This is a genomic window from Phenylobacterium sp. J367 (assembly GCF_024699985.1).
Classification (GTDB): domain Bacteria; phylum Pseudomonadota; class Alphaproteobacteria; order Caulobacterales; family Caulobacteraceae; genus Phenylobacterium.
In genome coordinates, this window is record NZ_JAJONA010000001.1 from 1,107,969 (window position 1) to 1,126,262 (window position 18,294).

An 18,294-nucleotide genomic window follows, 5' to 3' on the forward strand; every position below is an offset into this window, starting at 1 on the left:
AAAACCTTACATCAAGGAGCTGTAAGGTCAACCTTACATTCGCTTCGCAAGCAGGCTTAGCCATCGCTCGCCTGGGCGGTCCTGCCGGACGTCCTCGGTGATTTTCACGGACAGCAGATCCAGGCCGCCCGTCTCGACCACCAGCGCCCGTCCGGCCGCCTCGTCGAGGTCGGTGAAGCGGCGCCCGTTCGCGTCCCGCTCGGCCCGGCCGTATTTGAAGGACATCCAGAACACGCCGCCGCGCTTCAGCGCGTCGCGCAGCCGGCCGACGGCGTCCGGCAGGTCGGCGGCGGGCACGTGGAGCAGGGAGGCGCAGGCCCAGACTCCGTCGAACTGCTCCCGCCAGGCGACGTCGGCGAAGGTCATGACCTCCACGGGCAGGCCGGTATGGGCGCGGGCCAGCTCGGCGAGGTTCGGGGCGGCCTCCATGGCGGTGACCCGGAAGCCGCGCCGGTGGAAGGCCAGCGCGTCGCGTCCCGAGCCGCAGCCGGCGTCGAGAATCCGCCCGCCCGGCGGAACATGGCTCAGGAAGTCGCCGTAGGCCGGCGCCATGTCGGCGCTGGCGCTGCGCTGGAAGAAGTCCTCGGCGTTCTCGTCGTAGAAGCCGATGCTCACCGCTCAGCTCCCGAGCGGCCGGACGCGGTTCACGTGGCCCATCTTGCGGCCGGGCTTGGCCTCGCGCTTGCCGTAGAGGTGGATGCGGGTGTCCGGCTCGGACGCCAGCTTCCGCCAGCCATGCGCCTCTTCGCCCAGCAGGTTCAGCATCTCCACCCGCGAGCGGGCGGCGGTCGGCCCGAGCGGCCAGCCGGCGACGGCGCGGATGTGCTGCTCGAACTGGTCGACCTCGCAGCCGTCCTGGGTCCAGTGGCCGGTGTTGTGCACGCGCGGCGCGATCTCGTTGACCAGCAGGCGGCCGTCCTTCAACTCGAAGAGCTCGATGCCGATGACGCCGACATAGCCCAGGCCGTCCAGGACCTGGCGGGCGATCTTCTCGGCCTGGTCGGCCAGGCTCTGGGAGGCGTTGGCGGGCGCGAGGGTGCGGCGGAGGATGCCGTGCTCGTGGTGGTTCTCGCCCAGGGGATAGACCGCGATCTCGCCGTCCCGGCCGCGGGCGGCGATCACCGACAGCTCGCGCACGAAGTCGGCCGGCGCCTCGACGATCACCGGAACCCCGCCCAGCTCCTGGAAGATGCGCGCCGCGTCGGCGGCGTGCTCGACCCACTTCTGGCCCTTGCCGTCATAGCCCTCCCGGCGGGTCTTCATCAGGGCCGGCGCGCCGATCCGCTCCACGGCCTCCACGGCGGACACCGGATTGTCGGCGGCGGCGAAGGCGACGGTGGCGACGCCCCGGCCGTTCAGGAAGGTCTTCTCGTTGATCCGGTCCTGGGCGACGGCGAGCGCGCGGGCGCCGGGGGCCACGTCGACACCCTTCGACGCCAGCCATTCCACCGAGGCCGCAGGCACGTTCTCGAACTCGTAGGTGACCACGTCGGTCAGCTCCGCGAGCCTGGCCAGCGCCGCCTCGTCGTCATAGGCGCCGACGATGAGCTGGGTCGCCGAGCGGCCCGCCGGACTGTCGGCGTCGCGTTCCAGGATCGCCACGTCGAAGCCCAGCCGGGCGGCGGCGAGCGCCAGCATCCGGCCGAGCTGGCCGCCGCCGAGGATGCCGATGGTCGAGCCCGGGGCTAAGGGGAAGCTCGGCATGGGCGGTCCTTACTCGACGCTCTCGGAGACGCTGTCCGTCTGGCGGGCGGTGAAGTCGGCAAGGCGCCCGGCCAGGTGCGCGTCCGCCAGCGCCAGGATCTTGGCGGCCATCAGGCCGGCGTTCTTGGCGCCGGCCTCGCCGATCGCCAGCGTGCCCACCGGGATGCCGCCGGGCATCTGGACGATGGAGAGGAGGCTATCCATCCCCTTCAGCGCCTTGGATTCGATCGGCACGCCCAGCACCGGCAGCTCGGTGAGCGAGGCGGTCATCCCCGGAAGGTGGGCGGCCCCACCGGCCCCGGCGATGATCACCTTGAAGCCCGCGGCCTTGGCGCCCTTGGCGAAGCTGTACATCCGGTCAGGGGTGCGGTGGGCGGAGACCACCTTGGCTTCGTACGTCACGCCCAGGTCGTCCAGCATGGCGGCGGCGTGCTTGAGCACCGGCCAGTCGGACCGGCTGCCCATGATGATGGCGACGGGCGGTGCGGCGCTCATGTGTCGTCGATTCCCTGGGCGGGCCCCGGCCCGGAAGGCGGCGGAGTATAGGCGCCGGCCTTGCGCCCGCAACCGAGTGGCTTAGGCTTTCGCTTAAGTGCCCGTGAGTCCTGCCGATTCTGGCCTGCCATCCCGGCGGAGGACGCGATGAAGATCTTCGGCGCGCGCAACGAACCCCTGCCCGCCCAGCGCCGCCCGGCCGCGAGCGGCAAGGCGGCTGGCGTGCCGCGCGGCGCCGCGCCCCGGCGCGGTTCCGACGCCACCGACTTCCTGGGCCTGACCGAGGCGGACCTGACGCCCCAGGTCCAGGCGGCCATGGGGACCCTGCTCACCGAGATCGACGATCTCCGGGCCGAGATCGCCCGCCTGAAGGCGCGGCTCGCCGAGACCGAGGGCCTGGCCGACCGCGACGCGCTCACCCCGGTCCTGAACCGCCGGGCCTTCGTGCGCGAGCTCTCCCGCATCCAGACCTTCGTCCAGCGCTACGGCGCCGACGCCAGCCTGGTCTATTTCGACCTCGACGGGCTGAAGGCGGTCAACGACCGCTTCGGCCACGCGGCGGGCGACGCCGCCCTGAAGGCGGTGGCCGAGCGCCTGGCCGCCCAGGTCCGCGAGAGCGACATCGTGGGACGCCTCGGGGGCGACGAGTTCGCGGTGATCCTGGTGCAGGCCGAGCCCGCGACCGCCGAGGCCAAGGCCCAGGCGCTGGCCACGGCGGTCGAGCGCCTGCCGGTGAGCTTCGAGGGCGGCCAGGCCCAGCCCCGCCTCACCTTCGGCGTCAGCCGCATCGACCCGGACCTCGACCCGGAGGCCCTGCTGGCTGCGGCTGACGGGGCGATGTACGCGCGCAAGCGGGGCGGCCGTTCTGATTCCTCCCCCGACGGGAGCAACTGATCTCAGGCGATGATGTCCGGGGTCAGCATGTCCTCGAGGCGGGCGATCTCGTCCTTGAGGGCCAGTTTCTTCCGCTTCAGGCGGCCGATCAGCATCATGTCGGGCAGCGGCGAGGCCGACAGCGCCTGGATGGCCGCGTCGAAGTCGGCGTGGTCCTGGCGCAGCTCCGTGAGCCTGGCCTGGAGCACTTCCTCCGACTGGAACTGGTCGTCGTTCATCGCCCTCAACCTATCCCAAGGCCGCCGCCAGCGCAGCCAGCGCAGCGTCGGGCGCGGGTCTTCCCCAGGCCCGGGAGGCGGCCTTCAGCGCGGTGAGCGCCGGGGCCCCGCCGAGCTCGCCCCGGGATAACCCGGCCAAGGTTTCCAAAAGAAGACGCTCGGCGCGCAATTCCGCGGCCTTCACGTCCTCGCGCAGCGCCTCGCGCGCCGCGTCGTCCACCGGCGGGCAAGGCGCTTTGATCGCTCGTCGCACGGCGCGGAGCGGTGAGACTGCCTGGGCGTCCCAGCGGCGGGCGGCGTCCGCCGCGGTCCGCAGCAGCTCCGGATCCTGCGCCTCGGCCCACACGGCCCAGAGCAGATAGGGCGTGTTCTGGCCGTGCTCGTCCTGCAGGGCCAGGCAGGCGTCGGGCACGCCCTCGCGAGCGTAGGCCTCCAGCGCCCAGTCCCAGATCCCCAAGGCTCAGCCCTCCGCCGGCGCGGGACCCACGTCCCGGCCCCATCGCTTAACCGGGCTCCATGACAGGCCGAAGAGGTCCAGCGCCCGGCCCACCGATTGGTCGACCATGGCCTCGAGACTGGCGGGCTTCGCGTAGAAGGCCGGCATCGGCGGGGCGATCACCGCCCCCCATCTCGGCCAGCCGGACCATGGTGCGCAGGTGACCGAGGTGCAGCGGGGTCTCGCGGACCATCAGCACCAGCGGCCGGCGCTCCTTTAGCACCACGTCGGCGGCCCGCGTCAGCAGCGACGAGGTCACGCCGGTGGCGATCTCGCTCATGGTCCGGACCGAACACGGCGCCACGATCATGCCGAGCGTCTGGAACGAGCCCGAGGCGATGGCCGCGCCCACGTCGGAGACCTTGTGGACCACGTCGGCCTTCGCGTTGAGGTCGGCGACGGAGAGATCGGTCTCCTGAGCGAGCGTCAGGGCCGCGGCCTTGGAGACCACCAGGTGGCTCTCGACGCCCAGCTCGCGGCAGGCGTCGAGCGCGCGCAGACCGTAGACGATCCCCGAGGCGCCGGAGACGCCGACCACCAGCCTTGGCCGTTCAACTCTCGTCATGAGAAGGGCCCCCAACGCCCGAACACGCCGCAAGGATGCAGCTGAGCCGCCAGCAAACATATGTGATCTGACAGGCGCGCAAAGCGGGTGTTCACTTCAAGGCTGTCAACAGCGAGGAGACCACCCGTCATGGCCGTGGAAGCCCGGATCCGTGAACTCGGATCTCGCCACCAGTCCCTGGAGCTCGCGATCCAGGAAGAGCTGCGCAGGCCCGCCTCCGACGACCTCAAGCTGAAGGAACTCAAGCGACAGAAGCTGAAGCTGAAGGAAGAGATGGAAGCCCTGCGCGAGCAGATGCACTAGGGCGCCACGCAATCCCTCCCCTCCAGGGGAGGGATCGTCGCGAAACGCGACCGGGTGGGGATGTCGGGACCAGGCGCCGCGCCTGAACGTCAACCCCCCATCCGTCCCGGCGCGGTGCGCCGTCCGCCCTCCCCCGAAGGGGAGGGATGGTCCCGATCAATCCTCGTCGTCGTGGTCCGCGTCGCCCTGGTTCGCCCAGACGTCGGCGGCGGTCAGGTCCGAACGCCGGGCCGGCGCCTCGTCCTCGACCTCGGCTTCGGGCTCGATCACGCCGGTCTCGGAGGCCGGGCGCAGGGTCGGGCCGTCCGGGTCGGTGATCCCGCGACGGGCGTCGTCCTTGGCCTTCTTCTCGGCGGCCTTCTTCACCACGGCGTCCAGCTCCAGCTGGCTGGCGAGGCCCAGCGTCACCGGATCCACCGGCTTGATGTTGGCCGAGTTCCAGTGCTGACGGTTGCGCACCTGCTCGATGGTGGCCTTGGTGGTGCCCAGCAGGCGGGCGACCTGGCTGTCCGGCACTTCCGGGTGGTTGCGCACGAACCAGGCGATGGCGTCCGGGCGGTCCTGGCGGCGCGACACGGGCGTGTAGCGCGGGGCCTTCTTCACCGGCTTCAGGAGCTCCGCGTGGCGGCTCTTCTGGGCGACCATGCGGTACTTGTCGTTCTTCTCGGCGCGGTCGAGCTCGTCGCGCGACAGCTGGCCGTTGGCGATCGGGTCGGCGCCGCGGATGTCGCGCGCCACCTCGCCGTCGGCGATCCCCTTCACCTCGAGCGGGTGCAGGCCGCAGAAGTCGGCGATCTGGTCGAAGGTCAGGGAGGTGTTGTCCACCAGCCAGACGGCGGTCGCCTTCGGCATCAGGATTTCGGTCATAATCACGTCCTGCGGATCGTCCGGAAATGGTCGTCCGGAAATGAAGGCGCCCGGCCTTTCGGCCGGGCGGTGAGGGTTCCCATATAGGCCGGTTCCGGGCCTGAGAAAACGGAAATCCGCGGGGCGCGTGGAGACTCAGGCCAGCAGCCAGTCGCCGCCCAGGTCGGTGAGCTGCACCCCGACCAGCACCATGCGGTGGCCGGCCCCGAAATCGAGCACCGCGTCGGCCCCCTGCTGCAGCAGGTTGAACGCCGTTCCCGGGTCCAGCACCACCCGGTCGCCCGCCGCGTAGGCGAAGTCGAGGATGCGGTCGAGGCCGGCGTCCTGCGAACCGTGGAAGATGTCCGCCCCGGCCCCGCCGGTGATGGTGTCGTCGCCGCGATCGCCCGAGAGCCAGTCGTCGCCCTCGCCGCCCTCCAGGACGTCGTTCCCCTGGCCGCCACGCATCAGGTCGGCGCCGGCCCCGCCGAACAGCGCGTCGTCGCCGAGGTTGCCGTAGACGATGTCGCCGCCCTCGTCGCCGAACAGCCGGTCCTGGTCCTTGCCGCCCACCACCCAGTCGTCGCCGGCGCCCCCGGCGGCGGTGTCGTCGCCCATGTTGCCGTTGATGTCGTCGAAGTCCGCGCCGCCGGAGATCGAGTCCGCCCCGTCGTCGCCGCGCAGGTAGTCCTGGCCGGAGAAGCCCTGGATCGTATCGGCGCTGGCGCCGCCATAGAGGGCGTTGGCCTGGGCGTTGCCGTTGATCTGGTCGGGTCCGGAGCCGCCGATGGCGTTCTCGATCACCGCCCCCTTGGCCACCGCCACATTGCCGATCGCGCCCCCGGCATTGGAGAAGAAGCCTTCCCTGAGGTCGATCACCTGGTCCTGGTAGAAGCCGGAAAAGTCGAAGGTGTCCGTGCCCCCGGCGTCCCAGACCGCGAAGATCAGCCGGGTGGTCGGGGAAGTCGCCTCGAACCAGGGCCGGTCGGCCGTCGAATTGAAGCCATAGACCGTGTCCCCGGTGCGGGTGGTCATGTTGGCCCCGTACTCGACCTGGATGGCGGCGATGTCGTCGAGCATCGGGACCGCCGGATACCGTCCCGAATAGTCCGCCCCGGTGTTGGTCTCCCGGAAGTAGCTCATCACCGTGTACTGGCTCGAGTCCTGGTAGTACTCGGCGTCCTTCTCGTAGGTGATGGGCCCGCCCTCGTCCCCCGCGTCGTAGTCGCCGGGATGCGCCATGCCGATGGCGTGGCCGATCTCGTGGACCAGGACGTAGCCGCCGCGGTTCAGGGCCGTCGGATTGGCGTTGTAGCTGATGGTGGAATTCACCCAGACGTCGCCCGATCGGGCCGAGAAGGCCGGGTTGCCCGGGTAGTAGGCGAAGGCCGAGGCGCCGTCGACGCCCGAGCGGTAGTTGGCGAGCAGGATCGAGGCCTCGTCCGAATAGGCCGCCTCGCCCTCGGTTCCGGTCCCCACCCGCACGAAGGTGATGTTGGCGGCGTCGGACCAGGCGCGCATGGCGAGCTCGGCCTGGGCCATCTGGGCGGCGTTGAAGCGCTGATAGCCCGCGGCGTCGTCCGGCATCGTCGCGGGCGCGGTGGCCCGGAAGGCATAGGTCACCGTGTAGGGCAGCCCCGCCTGCGCCGACCAGCCGGGCGCCGCCTGCAGCACGATCGTGCCGTCCGGCTGCCGGACCTCATCGAAGCCGGTCATCTGCAGGGCGGCGCGGTCGATGGAGAAGTTCGGCTTGCCGCCGATCATCCCCTCGCCGCGCTGGTCGGCGTTGACCAGGCCGGGCGGCGACGCCGGATCGGCGGAAACAAGACCTTCGGACATCACCACGCGCTCCCGGAACGGTCAGTCTAAGGCCCGTCCGGCAGGCGCCGCAATGCGGCCGATCAGGCCACGAAGAGCCAGTTCCCGGTCAGCGAGGAGAGCTGGGTGTTCACGAGCGTGATGTAGCCGCCGCCCATGTCCACCACCGTGTCCGCGCCCACTTGGCGGACCGAATAGATGGTTCCCGGATCGAGCTGGATGCGGTCGCCTTCCGCCGCGTTGAAGTCGAGCACCCGGTCGATCGCCGACTGGCCCCAGCCGTGGAAGATGTCAGCGCCCGCCCCGCCGATCAGGGTGTCGTTCCCCCGGTCGCCCGACAGCCAGTCGTCGCCGGCCTCGCCGTAGATGACGTCGTCGCCCTGGCCGCCGCGGATCAGGTCGGCGCCGGCCCCGCCCCACAGCTGGTCCTCGCCCATGTTGCCGTAGACGATGTCGGCGCCGTCGTCGCCGAACAGGCGGTCCTGGTCCTGGCCGCCCACCACCCAGTCGTCACCGGCGCCGCCGGCCACGGTGTCGTTGCCCTGGTTGCCGTGCAGGTCGTCGAACTCCGTGCCGCCGGACAGCGAGTCGTTGCCCGCCTCGCCGCGCAGGAAGTCCTGGCCGCCGGAGCCGCCGTCGAGGGTGTCGTTGCCGGGACCGCCGAGCAGGCTGTTGGCCGCGGCGTTGCCGGTGATCTTGTCGGCGGTGGTCCCGCCGATGGCGTTCTCGATCACCGCGCCCTTCGCCACCGCCACATTGCCGACCAGGCCGCCGACGTTGGAGAAGAAGCCCTCGCGCAGGTCGATGACCTGGTTCTGGCTATAGCCGGAGAAATCGAAGGTGTCGTTGCCGCCGGCGTCCCAGACCGCGAACACCACCTTGCCGTAGGTGGACGCCACGAACCAGGGCCGGTCGGCGGTCGCGTTGAAGCCGTAGACGGTGTCGCCCGTCCGCGTCGCCATGTTGGCCCCGTACTCAAGCTGGATGGCGGCGATGTCGTCGAGCAGGGGCGCAGCCGAGTACAAGCCGCCGAGGTTCCCCCCCCGTGTTGGACTCCCCGAAGTAGCTCATCACCGTGTACTGGCGGCTGTCCTCGTAATAGGTGGCGTTCGCCGAATAGGTGATCGTGCCGCCGTCGCTGGCGTCGTAGTCCGCCGGATGGGCGAGGCCGAGCGCGTGGCCGATTTCATGGGCCAGCACCATGCCGCCGTAGTTCCCGGTGGTCGGGCCGACGTTGTAGCCGATGGTCGAGTTGATCCAGACGTCGCCGGCCGCACTGCCCGACGAGGTCGAGCCGGGGAACATGGCGAAGGCCGAGGCGCCGGCCGCGCCCGAGCTGTAGTTCGAGAACAGGATCGCGGCGCTGTTCGAATAGGCCGCCTCGCCCTCGACACCGGAGCCCACGCGCACGAAGCGGATATTGGCCGCGTCCGACCAACCCTTCAGGGCCAGTTCGGCCTGGGTGATCTGGGCGGCGTTGAACCGCGAGAAGCCCCCGGTTTCGTCGGGCATCCGGGTCGGGGCTGTCGAACGGAAGGCGTAGCTCACGGTGAAGGCCTGGCCGAGCGAAGACGACCAGCCGGGCTCGCCGCGCACAAGCTGCCAGGCGGCCTCGTCGATGGAGTAGCTGGGCTTGCCGTTGGTCGCGACGCCGTCGCGCTGGTCGGCGTTCAGATAGGACTGCGGCCGGAGATCGGCGTCGTCGACCACCACCGCCTGACCGGCGCAGACCGGGCAGCGGCAGCCCTGGGCGAGGCCTTCGACCCCGCCGCCGACGGGCGCCGTCGCGCCGTGCTCAAGCTTGAACGACAGGCGGTCGGTGAGGTGGGTTTCGGGCATCGCAAGCTACTCTCGCCAACCCATCCCCTTCTTTTCCTTAGAGGAATAGGTTAACGCCGACAATCGGCAGGAGCCGCGGCGCGTCACCGCAGGCCCGGATGAGGACCAGCGTTCGCAATTCCCGCGCGGCGGGACTCAGCCCCGCCGCTTCCGCGCCGACGTCGGAGAGGGGGCAGATCAGTCGAGCGGCACGCGCCCGACGATCTTCAGGCCGTAGCCCGCCGAGCCCGGCAGGACAGTGGCCGAGGAGGTCAGCAGCCGCATGTCGCGGACCCCGAGGTCCAGCAGGATCTGCGCCCCGATGCCGTAGTCCCGCAGCACATTGTGGGAGTGGTCGGCCTGCGGCTGGCCGTAGCGCTCGGACAGCCAGTGGGGGGTTGGAGTCGCGGATGAACACTGCCACCCCGGCGCCGTCGTATTCGGAGAGCGCCTTCAGCGCGCGGGGCACGTATTCGCGGCGGGCCTCGGAGGCGCCCAGCATGTCGGCGGCCATGTCCACCCGGTGCATCCGCACGAGCGTCGGCTTGTCCGGGTCGATCCGGCCGGTGGTCAGCACCACGTGCTCGGTCTGGTCCAGCACGTTGCGGTAGACGATCATCCGGAAGCGGCCGCCGAAGGCGCTGTCGAACGGCGTCTCCAGGACGCGCTCCACCTGGCGTTCCGTGCGGCGACGGTAGGCGATCAGGTCGGCGATCGTGCCGATCTTCAGGCCGTGGAGCTGGGCGAAGGCGACGAGGTCCGGCAGGCGGGCCATGGAGCCGTCGTCGTTCATCACCTCGCAGATCACGCCGGCCGGGTTGAGGCCGGCCATTCGGCTGATGTCCACCGCCGCCTCGGTGTGGCCGGCGCGGACGAGCACGCCGCCGTCCTTGGCGACCAGCGGGAAGACGTGGCCCGGCGAGACCACGTCGTCGGCGCCCTTGGTCGGGTCGATGGCGACCGCCACCGTATGCGCCCGGTCGTGGGCCGAGATGCCGGTCGTCACCCCTCGCGGGCCTCGATCGAGACGGTGAAGGCGGTGCCGTGGCCGGACTGGTTGTCGGTGGCCATGGGCGGCAGGCGGAGCTGGCGGGCGCGCTCGCTGGTGATCGACAGGCAGATCAGGCCGCGCGCGTGCTTGGCCATGAAGTTGATCTGGTCCGGCGTGGCGAACTGCGCCGGGATGATCACGTCGCCCTCGTTCTCCCGGTCCTCGGCGTCGACCAGGATGTAGGGCCGCCCGTTGCGGGCGTCCTCGATGATGTCCTCGATGGGGCTGATGGCGGACGACACGGAGTCCTCCTCCTTCGATCCATGACCCGGGGTGACGAGATAGGGGCGTTTCATCGCGAGGCGGCCTTCATAAGCGCGAAGTCCATGACCTGCTCGGCCACGGTGGCGAGTTGCCAGGCGTCCTTGTCGACCAGGCATTCGCCGGCCTCGTCGAAGAGGCCGGTGGTGGCGTTCAGGGCCGCGCCGAACGGCGTCGGCCAACCCCTGAGCGCATGTATGATCGCCCGAACCGCCATCAAGGTCGTGCCCGCCGCCTGCCAGCCGTCGGCGGTGACGATCACGCCCACCGGCTTGCCGGAGAAGTAGGGCTGCGGGTCGCTGCGGGTCAGCTCCAGGGTGTCGAGGGCGTTCTTGACGATGCCCGACATGGAGCCGTGGTAGCCGGGCGTCGCCACGATGATCCCGTCGGCGCCGCGCACCGCCTCGGCCAGCTCACGCTGGGCGTCGGTGACCTCGCCGGGCCTGGGATCGAACACCGGCAGCCGGCTCATGAACTCGCCGCCCAGCAGGCAGACGTCGGCGCCGGCGGCTTCCGCCGTGCGCAGCGATCGGAGGAGGGCCTTCTCGCTTGTGGAGCCCGGTCGGATCGTGCCGCCGAGGCCCACGATCCGGGGGCGGGAGGTGCTCATGGCCGAAGCTGTAAGCGCGCAAACGCGGCCGCGCCACCCCTCAGGCGGTCTCGCCTTCGCCGGCGAACACCTTCTTCAGCTCGGTCTTGAGGATCTTGCCGTTGGCGTTGCGCGGCAGGGGCTCCGGCCAGAACACCACCTTCACTGGCGCCTTGAAGGCCGCCAGCTTGGACCGCACTAGGTCCTTGAGCTCCTGCTCGGTCGCCTGGCCGCCGGGCTTCAGGTGCACCACCGCCCCGGGCTCCTCGCCCAGCGTCTTGTGCGGGATGCCGACGATGGCGGCGTCCATCACGTCCGGGTGCTCGTAGAGGACGTTCTCGACCTCTACGCAGTAGATGTTCTCCCCGCCGCGGATCAGCATGTCCTTGGCCCGGTCGATGATGAACAGGAAGCCTTCCTCGTCGATCCTGGCCAGGTCGCCGGTGCGCAGCCAGCCGTCGACGAAGGTCTCGGCGGTCGCTTCCGGCTTGTTCCAGTAGCCCTTCACCACCTGCGGCCCCTTCACCCAGAGCTCGCCCACGGCGTTCGGCGGCAGCACGGTCCTGCCGTCCGCGGGATCGCGGATCTGCATCTCGCCCACCGGCGCGGCGGGGCCCGCGCTGTCCGGCCGGTTCTCGTAGTCGCGGCCGAGATGCGAGGTGAAGGTCGCCGTGGTCTCGGTCATCCCCCAGCCGTTGCCGGGCTGGGAGCCGGGGAAGGTCTCGGCGATCTTCCGCACCAGCTCCGGCGCCGAGGGCGCGCCGCCATAGGTGACGGCCTGCAACGAGGAGAGGTCGTACCTGGCCCGCGCCGGGTGCTCGATGAGCTGCCAGGCGATGGTCGGCACGCCGCCCGTGCTGTTCACCTTCTCGGCCTCGATGATCTTCATGGCCGGCTCGGCCTCCCACTTGCGCATGAAGACCAGCTTGCCGCCGGCGTTCATGGTGGGCCCGAGCGTCGCCGAGAGGCCGGTGGCGTGGAAGAGCGGCACGACCAGCAGGGTCACCCGCTGCGGCAGCTTGTGGGGATCGCTCTCCGGCAGGGGCTCGCCGGCCCGCAGGAAGTTGCGCGCCGCCGAGATGCCGCCCGCCCCGATGTTGGACGTCATGTTGCGGTGGGTGCCTAGCGCCCCCTTCGGCTTCCCCGTGGTGCCGGAGGTGTAGAGGATGGTGGCGTCGTCCTCAGGGTCGAGGTCCACGTCCGGCAGCGGCCGGTCGGGCAGCTCGCCCCACTGGTTCACCTTGCCGATCACGTCCTCCAGCCGGCGGACGCGCCCGTCCACCGGCTCGGCCGCCAGCCGCGAGACATAGATGCGGGAGAGCTCCGGCAGGTTGTCCAGGTGCGGGCCCAGCCGCTCCAGCCGCTCGTCGTCGACGATGGCGACCTTGGTCCCGGAATCGGCCAGGCCGTACTCGAGCTCGGCGCCGGTCCACCAGGCGTTCAGCGGCGTGACGATGGCGCCCGCGAGGATGCCGGCGAAGAACGCCACCGGCCATTCCGGCAGGTTGCGCATGATCACCGCCACCCGGTCGCCCTTCTTCACGCCGTCGGCCTGGAGCTGGTGGGCGAGCGCGATGGTCGCCCGCGCGAAGGCCTCGTAGGTCGCCCGGTCGTGCTCGTAGACCAGGAACTCGCGGTCCTTGAACGCCCGGGCGTTCAGGAACACGTCGCGCAGGGTCGGCGGGGCGTTCTTCCAGACCTTGGTCGGGATCCCGCGGATCACCTTCTCCTCGATCTCCAGGCGTGAGCCGGGTTGGGTGAGCAGGCGGTGCGCCTCGGCGATCGACATCACGGGCCAGGTCTCGGGCACGGAATCCACTCCAGAATAACGATTGTCATCGCGGCCGGCGCGCGGCGGAGAGCCGGGACCCGGGAGCCGTGCGCACCGCCCCTGGGTCCCGGATCGGCCTCGCGGCCGTCCGGGATGACAGTGATTAGCCTATCTCGTCACGCCGGTTCGGCGTTCTTTTCCCGCCGGCCCGCGTAGTGCGCCCGGATCTCCTTGAGCTCCTTGGCGTAGCGCTTCTCGGCCTCCTCGCGGAGCTTCGGGATGTGGTAGCTGGGGAAGAGGTCGTTGTCGGGGGCGTAGTCCTTCAGGACCTGCTTGGCGACCGTCACCTTGTGGACCTCGGTCGGCCCGTCGGCGATGCCCATGACCAGGCTCGAGGTCACCATATGCATGAACGGCATCTCGTTGGAGACGCCCAGCGCCCCGTGCAGGTGCGCCGCCTTGGTGGCGATGTCGTTGTAGACCTTGGGCATGGCCACCTTGATCGCGGCGATGTCCTTGCGGACCTTCTGGTAGTCCTTGTGCTTGTCGATCAGCCAGGCGGTGCGCATCACCAGCAGGCGGAACATCTCGAGCTGGATCCACGAGTCCGCGATCTGCTCCTGGACCATTTGCAGGTCCGAGAGCCGGCCGTCGCGGGTGGTGCGTGACACGGCGCGGCGGCACATCAGGTCGAGCGCGTTCTTGCAGGCGCCGACCGTGCGCATGGCGTGGTGCACGCGCCCGCCGCCCAGCCGCACCTGGGCGATGACGAAGGCGGCGCCCCGCTCGCCCAGCAGGGCGTCATAGGGCAGGCGCACATTATTGTAGCGGACATAGCCCTCGTTGCCGCCGCCGATCTCGCCGCCGGCGCCGACGCCGACGTTGCGGAGGATCTCCACTCCCGGCGTGTCGGTGGGCACCAGGAAGATCGAGGTCCGGCGGTAGGGGTCCTTCGCGTCCGGGTCGGTGACCGCATAGAGCACCAGCACCTTCGAGTGCTTGGCGTTGGTGGAGAACCACTTCTCGCCGTTGATCACCCACTCGTTCCCGTCGAGCACGGCGGTCGTGCGGAAGGTGAGCGGGTCGGAGCCGCCGGTGGGCTCGCTCATCGAGAAGGCCGAGCGGATGTCGCCGTTCAGCAGCGGCCAGAGGTACTGCTCCTTCTGCTTCTCGGTGCCGTAGTGGGCGATGATCTCGGCGTTGCCCGAGTCCGGCGCCTGGCAGCCGAACACCGAGGGGGCGAGGCCGTTGCGGCCCAGCTTCTCGTTCATCAGGGCGAGCTTCACCTGGCCATAGCCCTGGCCGCCCAGTTCGGGGCCCAGGTGGCAGGCCCACAGGCCCTGGTCCTTCACCTTCTGCTGCAGCGGCTTGATGAACCGCTTGCGCCCTTCCGAGGAATAGACCGCGAGGCCCAGGTGCGAGAGCGGCTCCACCTCCTCGCGCATGAAGTCCTCGATCCAGTCGAGCTTCTTCTGGAAGTCGGGGTCGGTCTCGAAATCCCACGCCATGATGGTCCTCCCGCGGGCCGGTTCTTTTTCGTAGGTCCGGTACGTCCACACTATTAGGCCGACGTAAGGTCAGCGCAACGGCGCTTGTCAGGCCGCGCCGCGCGCCGGAAGCTCGGGCGCATGACGAGACGCCTCATCGCCGCGCTTGCCGGCCTGGCCGCCCTGGCCCCCACCGCGCTCCTGGCCTTCGACCTGCCGCCCGAGCCGCCCAAGGCGATCCGCCAGCACATCGGCCTCTACGGGACGCCGGACGCGCCGCTGGTGGTCTATGAGAAGGACGGCCGGCTCTGGGCCGACGGCGCGGGGGTGAAGGCCCAGCCGCTGCGGCAGGTGACCGGAGACTTCTACGTCACCGACGCGGGCGATCCCCGCGCCATCCTGTTCGGCGAGGGCGCCGAGGTGGGCGGCCTCCCGGTGGCCAAGCGCGACTTCGGGGCCGAGACCGCCGCTGCCATCCAGTCGAAGGTCCGCGCCGACCCCAAGGCGCTGCGCGCCCGCGCCGCCGCGGCGACCCCGCCCGCCGAGACCCCGAAGCGCGCCGCCGACCTCGTCAGCCTGCGCGGCCTGCCGGGCGTGAAGCTCGACATCCGCTATGCGACCACCAACAACTTCATGGGCGTCCCGCTCTACGAGCGGGCGGAGGCGTATTTGCAGCGGCCCGCCGCCGAGGCGCTGGCCCGCGCCGCGCAACGCCTGAAGGCCGAAGGCTACGGCCTGATGATCCACGACGCCTACCGGCCCTGGTCGGTGACCTGGATGTTCTGGGAGGCCACCCCGCCCGAGGCCCGGGGCTTTGTCGCCGATCCGGCCCAGGGCTCGCGCCACAACCGGGGCGCGGCCGTCGACCTGACGCTCTACGACCTCAAGACCGGCAAGGCGGTGGAGATGCCCGGCCGCTACGACGAGATGAGCCTGCGCTCCTATCCCGACTTCGTCGGCGGCACGTCGCGCCAGCGCGCGCTCCGCGACCTGCTGCGCGCCGCCATGGAGGCCGAGGGCTTCGCCGTCTATCCGCAGGAGTGGTGGCACTTCGACCACAAGGACTGGCGCGACTACGGCATCGGCAACGTGAGCTTCAGCGAGCTGGCGCGGTAGGCGGCCTTGCCCCCGCCCCGTCACCGGGCGCAAATGCCCCGACGCAAGGAGCCGCCCATGGACCAGATCACCCGCGCCAAGACCCTAGGATTCTCGGGCGAGCGGCTGTCGCGCATCGACGCCCACCTGAAGCGCTACGTCGACGCCGGCAAGTATCCCATGGCCCAGTTCCTCCTCGCCCGGCAGGGGCAGGTGGTCCACCAGAGCGTGGTCGGCCAGCAGGATCCGGAGCGCGGCGTTCCCCTCGCCGAGGACACGGTCTTCCGCATCTATTCCATGACCAAGCCGGTGGCCTCGGTGGCGCTGATGACCCTCGTCGAGGAGGGCCTGATCGCGCTCGACGACCCGGTCGCCAAGTGGATCCCGGCGTGGAGCAAGCTCGGCGTCTTCGAGGCCGGGATCGATCCGTTCCTGACCCGGACGCCGGCCCGGCCCATGCAGGTCGTCGACCTGATGCGCCACACGTCCGGGCTGACCTACGGCTTCCAGAACCGCACCAACGTCGACGCCGCCTACCGCAAGCTGAAACTCGAGCAGATGCACGGCGGGACGGACCTCGAGGGCATGATCGCCCAGCTCGCCAGGCTGCCCCTGGAGTTCTCGCCCGGCGAGGCCTGGAACTACTCGGTCTCCACCGACGTGGTCGGCTACCTGGTGCAGAAGGTCTCCGGCAAGCCGCTGGACGAGGCCCTGGCCGAGCGGATCTTCCGGCCGCTGAAGATGGTCGACACCGGCTTTCACGTCCGCGAGGACCAGAGGGGCCGTTTCGCCGCCTGCTACGAGCACGTCCCGGGCGGCCGGCCGAAGCTGCAGGACGACCCGCAGACGAGCCCGTACCTCGCCCCGCCGTCCTTGCTCTCCGGCGGCGGCGGCCTCGTGTCCACCGCAGCCGACTACATGCGCTTCGCCAACATGCTGGTCCGCGGCGGCGAGCTCGACGGCGCGCGCATCCTGGCGCCCAAGACCATCCGGCTGATGGCCTCGAACCACCTGCCGGGCGGCCAGGACCTGACCCAGATCTCCCGCTCGCTGTTCAGCGAGAGCACCAACGCCGGCGTCGGCTTCGGCCTGGGCTTCGCGGTGGTATTCGACCCGCCGAAGACCCTGATCCCCTGCTCTGAGGGCGAATTCTACTGGGGCGGGATGGCGTCCACCGCCTTCTGGGTGGACCCGGTCGAGGAGGTCACCGCGGTCTTCATGACCCAGCTCATCCCGTCCTCCACCTGGCCGATCCGGCGCGAGCTCCGGACGCTCACCTATGCGGCGCTGACGGAGACGAACGGCTAGCGCCGGCCACGGCCTCCGCCTCCTCGATGACCGGCTGGCCGAAGCCCGTATCAGGCGCGTCGGAGGTGGGCGGCGCGTCGAGCATCTTCGCCTTCCGCCAGCCGCCCCAGAGATAGTAGCCGCCGGCCAGGGCGAGGGTCGTGAAGCTGCCGATCGGGAAGCTCAGCCAGACGGCGTCGGCGCCGATGTGCGGCTCCAGCAGGTTGGCGAGCGGGATCCGCACGACCCACAGCGAGATGATCATCGCCAGCAGCGGCGGCCAGACCGCGCCGGTCGCCCGCACCACGCCCGAGAAGATGAAGGCGATGCCGAACGGGATGAAGCCCCACAGCACGATCGAATTGATGTGCAGCGCGATCGGCAGGGACGGGCTATCCCCCGGTAGGAACAGCCGCAGCACGAACGGGTCGGCGAAGAAGAGCGCGACCACCGGCGCGGTGGTGAAGAGAAGCGCGAAGAGCGCGCCGCGCCGGGCCACCTGCTCCACCCGGTCCATGCGGCCGGCGCCGACGTTCTGGGCGGCCATGGACGAGACCGCGGCGCCCAGCGCCATGGCCGGCATCTGGACATAGGTCCAGAGCTGCGCCGCCGCCCCATAGGCCGCCGCCGTATGCGAGCCGTACTGGTTGACCAGACCCATCATGGTCACCGCCGCCAGGCTGATGACCATCATCTGGAAGCCCATAGGCAGACCCTTCAGCACCAGCGCGCGGAGGATCGCCAGGTCCGGGATCAGCAGCCGGGCCTCCGAGGGCCGGATCACCAGGATCGAGCCCTTGCGATAAAGGTGGATCAGCATGGCGAGGAGGGTCGTGGTCTGGGCGACCAGGGTGGCTGTGGCCGAGCCGGCGATGCCCAGGGTGGGGAGCGGTCCGGGCCCGATGATCAGCAGCGGGTTCAGGATCACGTCGAGGCCGACGGTGAGCAGGGAGAAGTAGAACGGCGTGCGGCTGTCGCCCGTCCCCCGCTGGGCCATCATCACGAACGAGAAGAAGTACATGAAGGGCATCGCCGTGAAGATCACTCGCAGATAGGCGATCGCGTCGCCCCGGGCGTCGGCCGGCGTGCCCATGGCGTCGAGGATGTGCGGGGTGAGCGTGACCCCCAGCGCCCCCACGCTCAGGGACAGCACGATGAAGAAGGCCGTGGACGTGCCCACGACCTTCCTGGCCAGCGCCTCGTCGCCGGCGCCTACGGCCTGGCCGATCAGGATGTTCGAGGCCATCGAGACGCCGAACACCGCGCCCAGCATCAGGAACATGATCTGGTTGGCGTTGGCGGTGGCGGTGAGCGCCGTCTCGCCCAGGACGTGGCTGACCCAGATCGCGTTGGCCGAGCCGTTCAGAGACTGCAGGATGTTGGTGCCCAGCACCGGAAGCGCGAACAGGATCAGCGTCTTGCCGATCGGCCCGGCGGTGAGGTCGGGCCCCTTCCGGCTCACCCCCGGCCGGCCGCCGGTCGCCGCTCCCTGCCCCGTCACGCCACGCTCCCCTCGCGTCCCCGCACGCCGGGGGTTCCCATACCAGTTCTAGGAGGCGCCGGGCCCCCCGTTCAACCCGTGCGGCCGAAACGCGC

Annotated in this window: 19 protein-coding genes and 2 pseudogenes; 4 read left to right on the forward strand and 17 right to left on the reverse strand. The window is 70.3% G+C overall.

Going from position 1 to position 18,294, the window contains the following annotated elements:
* Positions 1-33: 33 nt before the first annotated feature.
* Genes LRS04_RS06070 through purE form a run of 3 tightly spaced genes read right to left on the reverse strand, consistent with a single transcriptional unit; the run spans position 34 to position 2,199 of the window.
* Positions 34-615, reverse strand: coding sequence for a bifunctional 2-polyprenyl-6-hydroxyphenol methylase/3-demethylubiquinol 3-O-methyltransferase UbiG (locus tag LRS04_RS06070; protein WP_257815605.1), 582 nt, complete (start codon positions 613-615; stop codon positions 34-36).
* Positions 616-618: 3 nt separating this feature from the next.
* Positions 619-1,704 (reverse strand): 5-(carboxyamino)imidazole ribonucleotide synthase, encoded by a 1,086-nt coding sequence (locus LRS04_RS06075; protein ID WP_257815606.1) that lies wholly within the window; start codon positions 1,702-1,704, stop codon positions 619-621.
* Between the two features lie 9 nt (positions 1,705-1,713).
* Positions 1,714-2,199 carry a 5-(carboxyamino)imidazole ribonucleotide mutase gene (gene purE / locus LRS04_RS06080; RefSeq protein ID WP_257815607.1) on the reverse strand — a complete coding sequence of 162 codons (486 nt, stop codon included), beginning with the start codon at positions 2,197-2,199 and terminating at the stop codon, positions 1,714-1,716.
* A 147-nt stretch (positions 2,200-2,346) separates the two neighbouring features.
* On the opposite strand from purE, the gene LRS04_RS06085 reads away from it, so the two are divergent.
* Positions 2,347-3,093 (forward strand): GGDEF domain-containing protein, encoded by a 747-nt coding sequence (locus LRS04_RS06085; protein WP_257815608.1) that lies wholly within the window; start codon positions 2,347-2,349, stop codon positions 3,091-3,093.
* Between the two features lie 2 nt (positions 3,094-3,095).
* Here the strand turns inward: LRS04_RS06085 and LRS04_RS06090 are convergent, their stop codons facing one another.
* The 3 genes and pseudogenes from LRS04_RS06090 to LRS04_RS06100 all read right to left on the reverse strand — a co-directional run bounded on the left by LRS04_RS06090 (position 3,096) and on the right by LRS04_RS06100 (position 4,372).
* Entirely contained in the window at positions 3,096-3,311 is a 216-nt protein-coding gene (locus tag LRS04_RS06090) for a YdcH family protein (RefSeq protein WP_257815609.1), read from the reverse strand.
* Positions 3,312-3,321: 10 nt separating this feature from the next.
* The gene (locus LRS04_RS06095; RefSeq protein ID WP_257815610.1) at positions 3,322-3,768 is read right to left on the reverse strand and encodes a TIGR02444 family protein; all 447 of its coding nucleotides are present in this window, start codon (positions 3,766-3,768) and stop codon (positions 3,322-3,324) included.
* A gap of 3 nt (positions 3,769-3,771) precedes the next feature.
* Positions 3,772-4,372 (reverse strand): annotated as a pseudogene (locus tag LRS04_RS06100) (UbiX family flavin prenyltransferase).
* Between the two features lie 129 nt (positions 4,373-4,501).
* On the opposite strand from LRS04_RS06100, the gene LRS04_RS06105 reads away from it, so the two are divergent.
* Positions 4,502-4,675 (forward strand): YdcH family protein, encoded by a 174-nt coding sequence (locus LRS04_RS06105; protein WP_257815611.1) that lies wholly within the window; start codon positions 4,502-4,504, stop codon positions 4,673-4,675.
* Between the two features lie 156 nt (positions 4,676-4,831).
* Here the strand turns inward: LRS04_RS06105 and LRS04_RS06110 are convergent, their stop codons facing one another.
* The 10 genes and pseudogenes from LRS04_RS06110 to LRS04_RS06150 all read right to left on the reverse strand — a co-directional run bounded on the left by LRS04_RS06110 (position 4,832) and on the right by LRS04_RS06150 (position 14,337).
* A complete protein-coding gene (locus tag LRS04_RS06110; protein ID WP_257815612.1) occupies positions 4,832-5,542 on the reverse strand; it encodes a DUF1013 domain-containing protein in 711 nt (236 codons plus the stop codon).
* Between the two features lie 135 nt (positions 5,543-5,677).
* Complete coding sequence (locus tag LRS04_RS26625; RefSeq protein WP_308238081.1) at positions 5,678-7,360, reverse strand: M10 family metallopeptidase C-terminal domain-containing protein; 1,683 nt, start codon at positions 7,358-7,360, stop codon at positions 5,678-5,680.
* Between the two features lie 62 nt (positions 7,361-7,422).
* Positions 7,423-8,364: a M10 family metallopeptidase C-terminal domain-containing protein gene (locus LRS04_RS26630; protein ID WP_308238082.1), complete on the reverse strand. Its 942-nt coding sequence runs from the start codon at positions 8,362-8,364 to the stop codon at positions 7,423-7,425.
* Positions 8,315-9,178, reverse strand: coding sequence for a M12 family metallo-peptidase (locus LRS04_RS26635; protein ID WP_308238083.1), 864 nt, complete (start codon positions 9,176-9,178; stop codon positions 8,315-8,317). The genes LRS04_RS26630 and LRS04_RS26635 overlap by 50 nt, the downstream gene beginning before the upstream one ends.
* Positions 9,179-9,355: 177 nt before the next feature.
* On the reverse strand, positions 9,356-9,499 hold the full coding sequence (locus LRS04_RS06125; protein WP_257818985.1) for a hypothetical protein: 144 nt from the start codon (positions 9,497-9,499) through the stop codon (positions 9,356-9,358).
* 121 nt (positions 9,500-9,620) lie between these two features.
* Positions 9,621-10,163, reverse strand: a pseudogene (locus tag LRS04_RS06130) (3,4-dihydroxy-2-butanone-4-phosphate synthase); the annotation flags it as partial.
* Positions 10,160-10,450, reverse strand: a complete 291-nt coding sequence (locus LRS04_RS06135; RefSeq protein WP_257815613.1) for a 3,4-dihydroxy-2-butanone-4-phosphate synthase — start codon at positions 10,448-10,450, stop codon at positions 10,160-10,162. The gene LRS04_RS06135 and the pseudogene LRS04_RS06130, both read right to left, overlap by 4 nt.
* 50 nt (positions 10,451-10,500) lie before the next feature.
* Positions 10,501-11,079: an NADPH-dependent FMN reductase gene (locus tag LRS04_RS06140; RefSeq protein ID WP_257815614.1), complete on the reverse strand. Its 579-nt coding sequence runs from the start codon at positions 11,077-11,079 to the stop codon at positions 10,501-10,503.
* A gap of 40 nt (positions 11,080-11,119) precedes the next feature.
* Complete coding sequence (locus LRS04_RS06145) at positions 11,120-12,847, reverse strand: class I adenylate-forming enzyme family protein (protein WP_257818987.1); 1,728 nt, start codon at positions 12,845-12,847, stop codon at positions 11,120-11,122.
* 158 nt (positions 12,848-13,005) lie between these two features.
* A complete protein-coding gene (locus LRS04_RS06150) occupies positions 13,006-14,337 on the reverse strand; it encodes an acyl-CoA dehydrogenase family protein (protein WP_257815615.1) in 1,332 nt (443 codons plus the stop codon).
* 120 nt (positions 14,338-14,457) lie between these two features.
* Between LRS04_RS06150 and LRS04_RS06155 the strand changes: the two genes are divergently transcribed.
* Together LRS04_RS06155 and LRS04_RS06160 are read left to right on the forward strand one after the other, a co-directional pair.
* Positions 14,458-15,432, forward strand: coding sequence for a M15 family metallopeptidase (locus LRS04_RS06155; RefSeq protein WP_257815616.1), 975 nt, complete (start codon positions 14,458-14,460; stop codon positions 15,430-15,432).
* A gap of 57 nt (positions 15,433-15,489) precedes the next feature.
* Entirely contained in the window at positions 15,490-16,719 is a 1,230-nt protein-coding gene (locus LRS04_RS06160) for a serine hydrolase (protein ID WP_257815617.1), read from the forward strand.
* Here LRS04_RS06160 and LRS04_RS06165 read toward each other — a convergent pair.
* Positions 16,685-18,199, reverse strand: coding sequence for an MATE family efflux transporter (locus LRS04_RS06165; protein WP_257815618.1), 1,515 nt, complete (start codon positions 18,197-18,199; stop codon positions 16,685-16,687). The genes LRS04_RS06160 and LRS04_RS06165 overlap by 35 nt on opposite strands.
* Between the last annotated feature and the right edge of the window lie 95 nt (positions 18,200-18,294).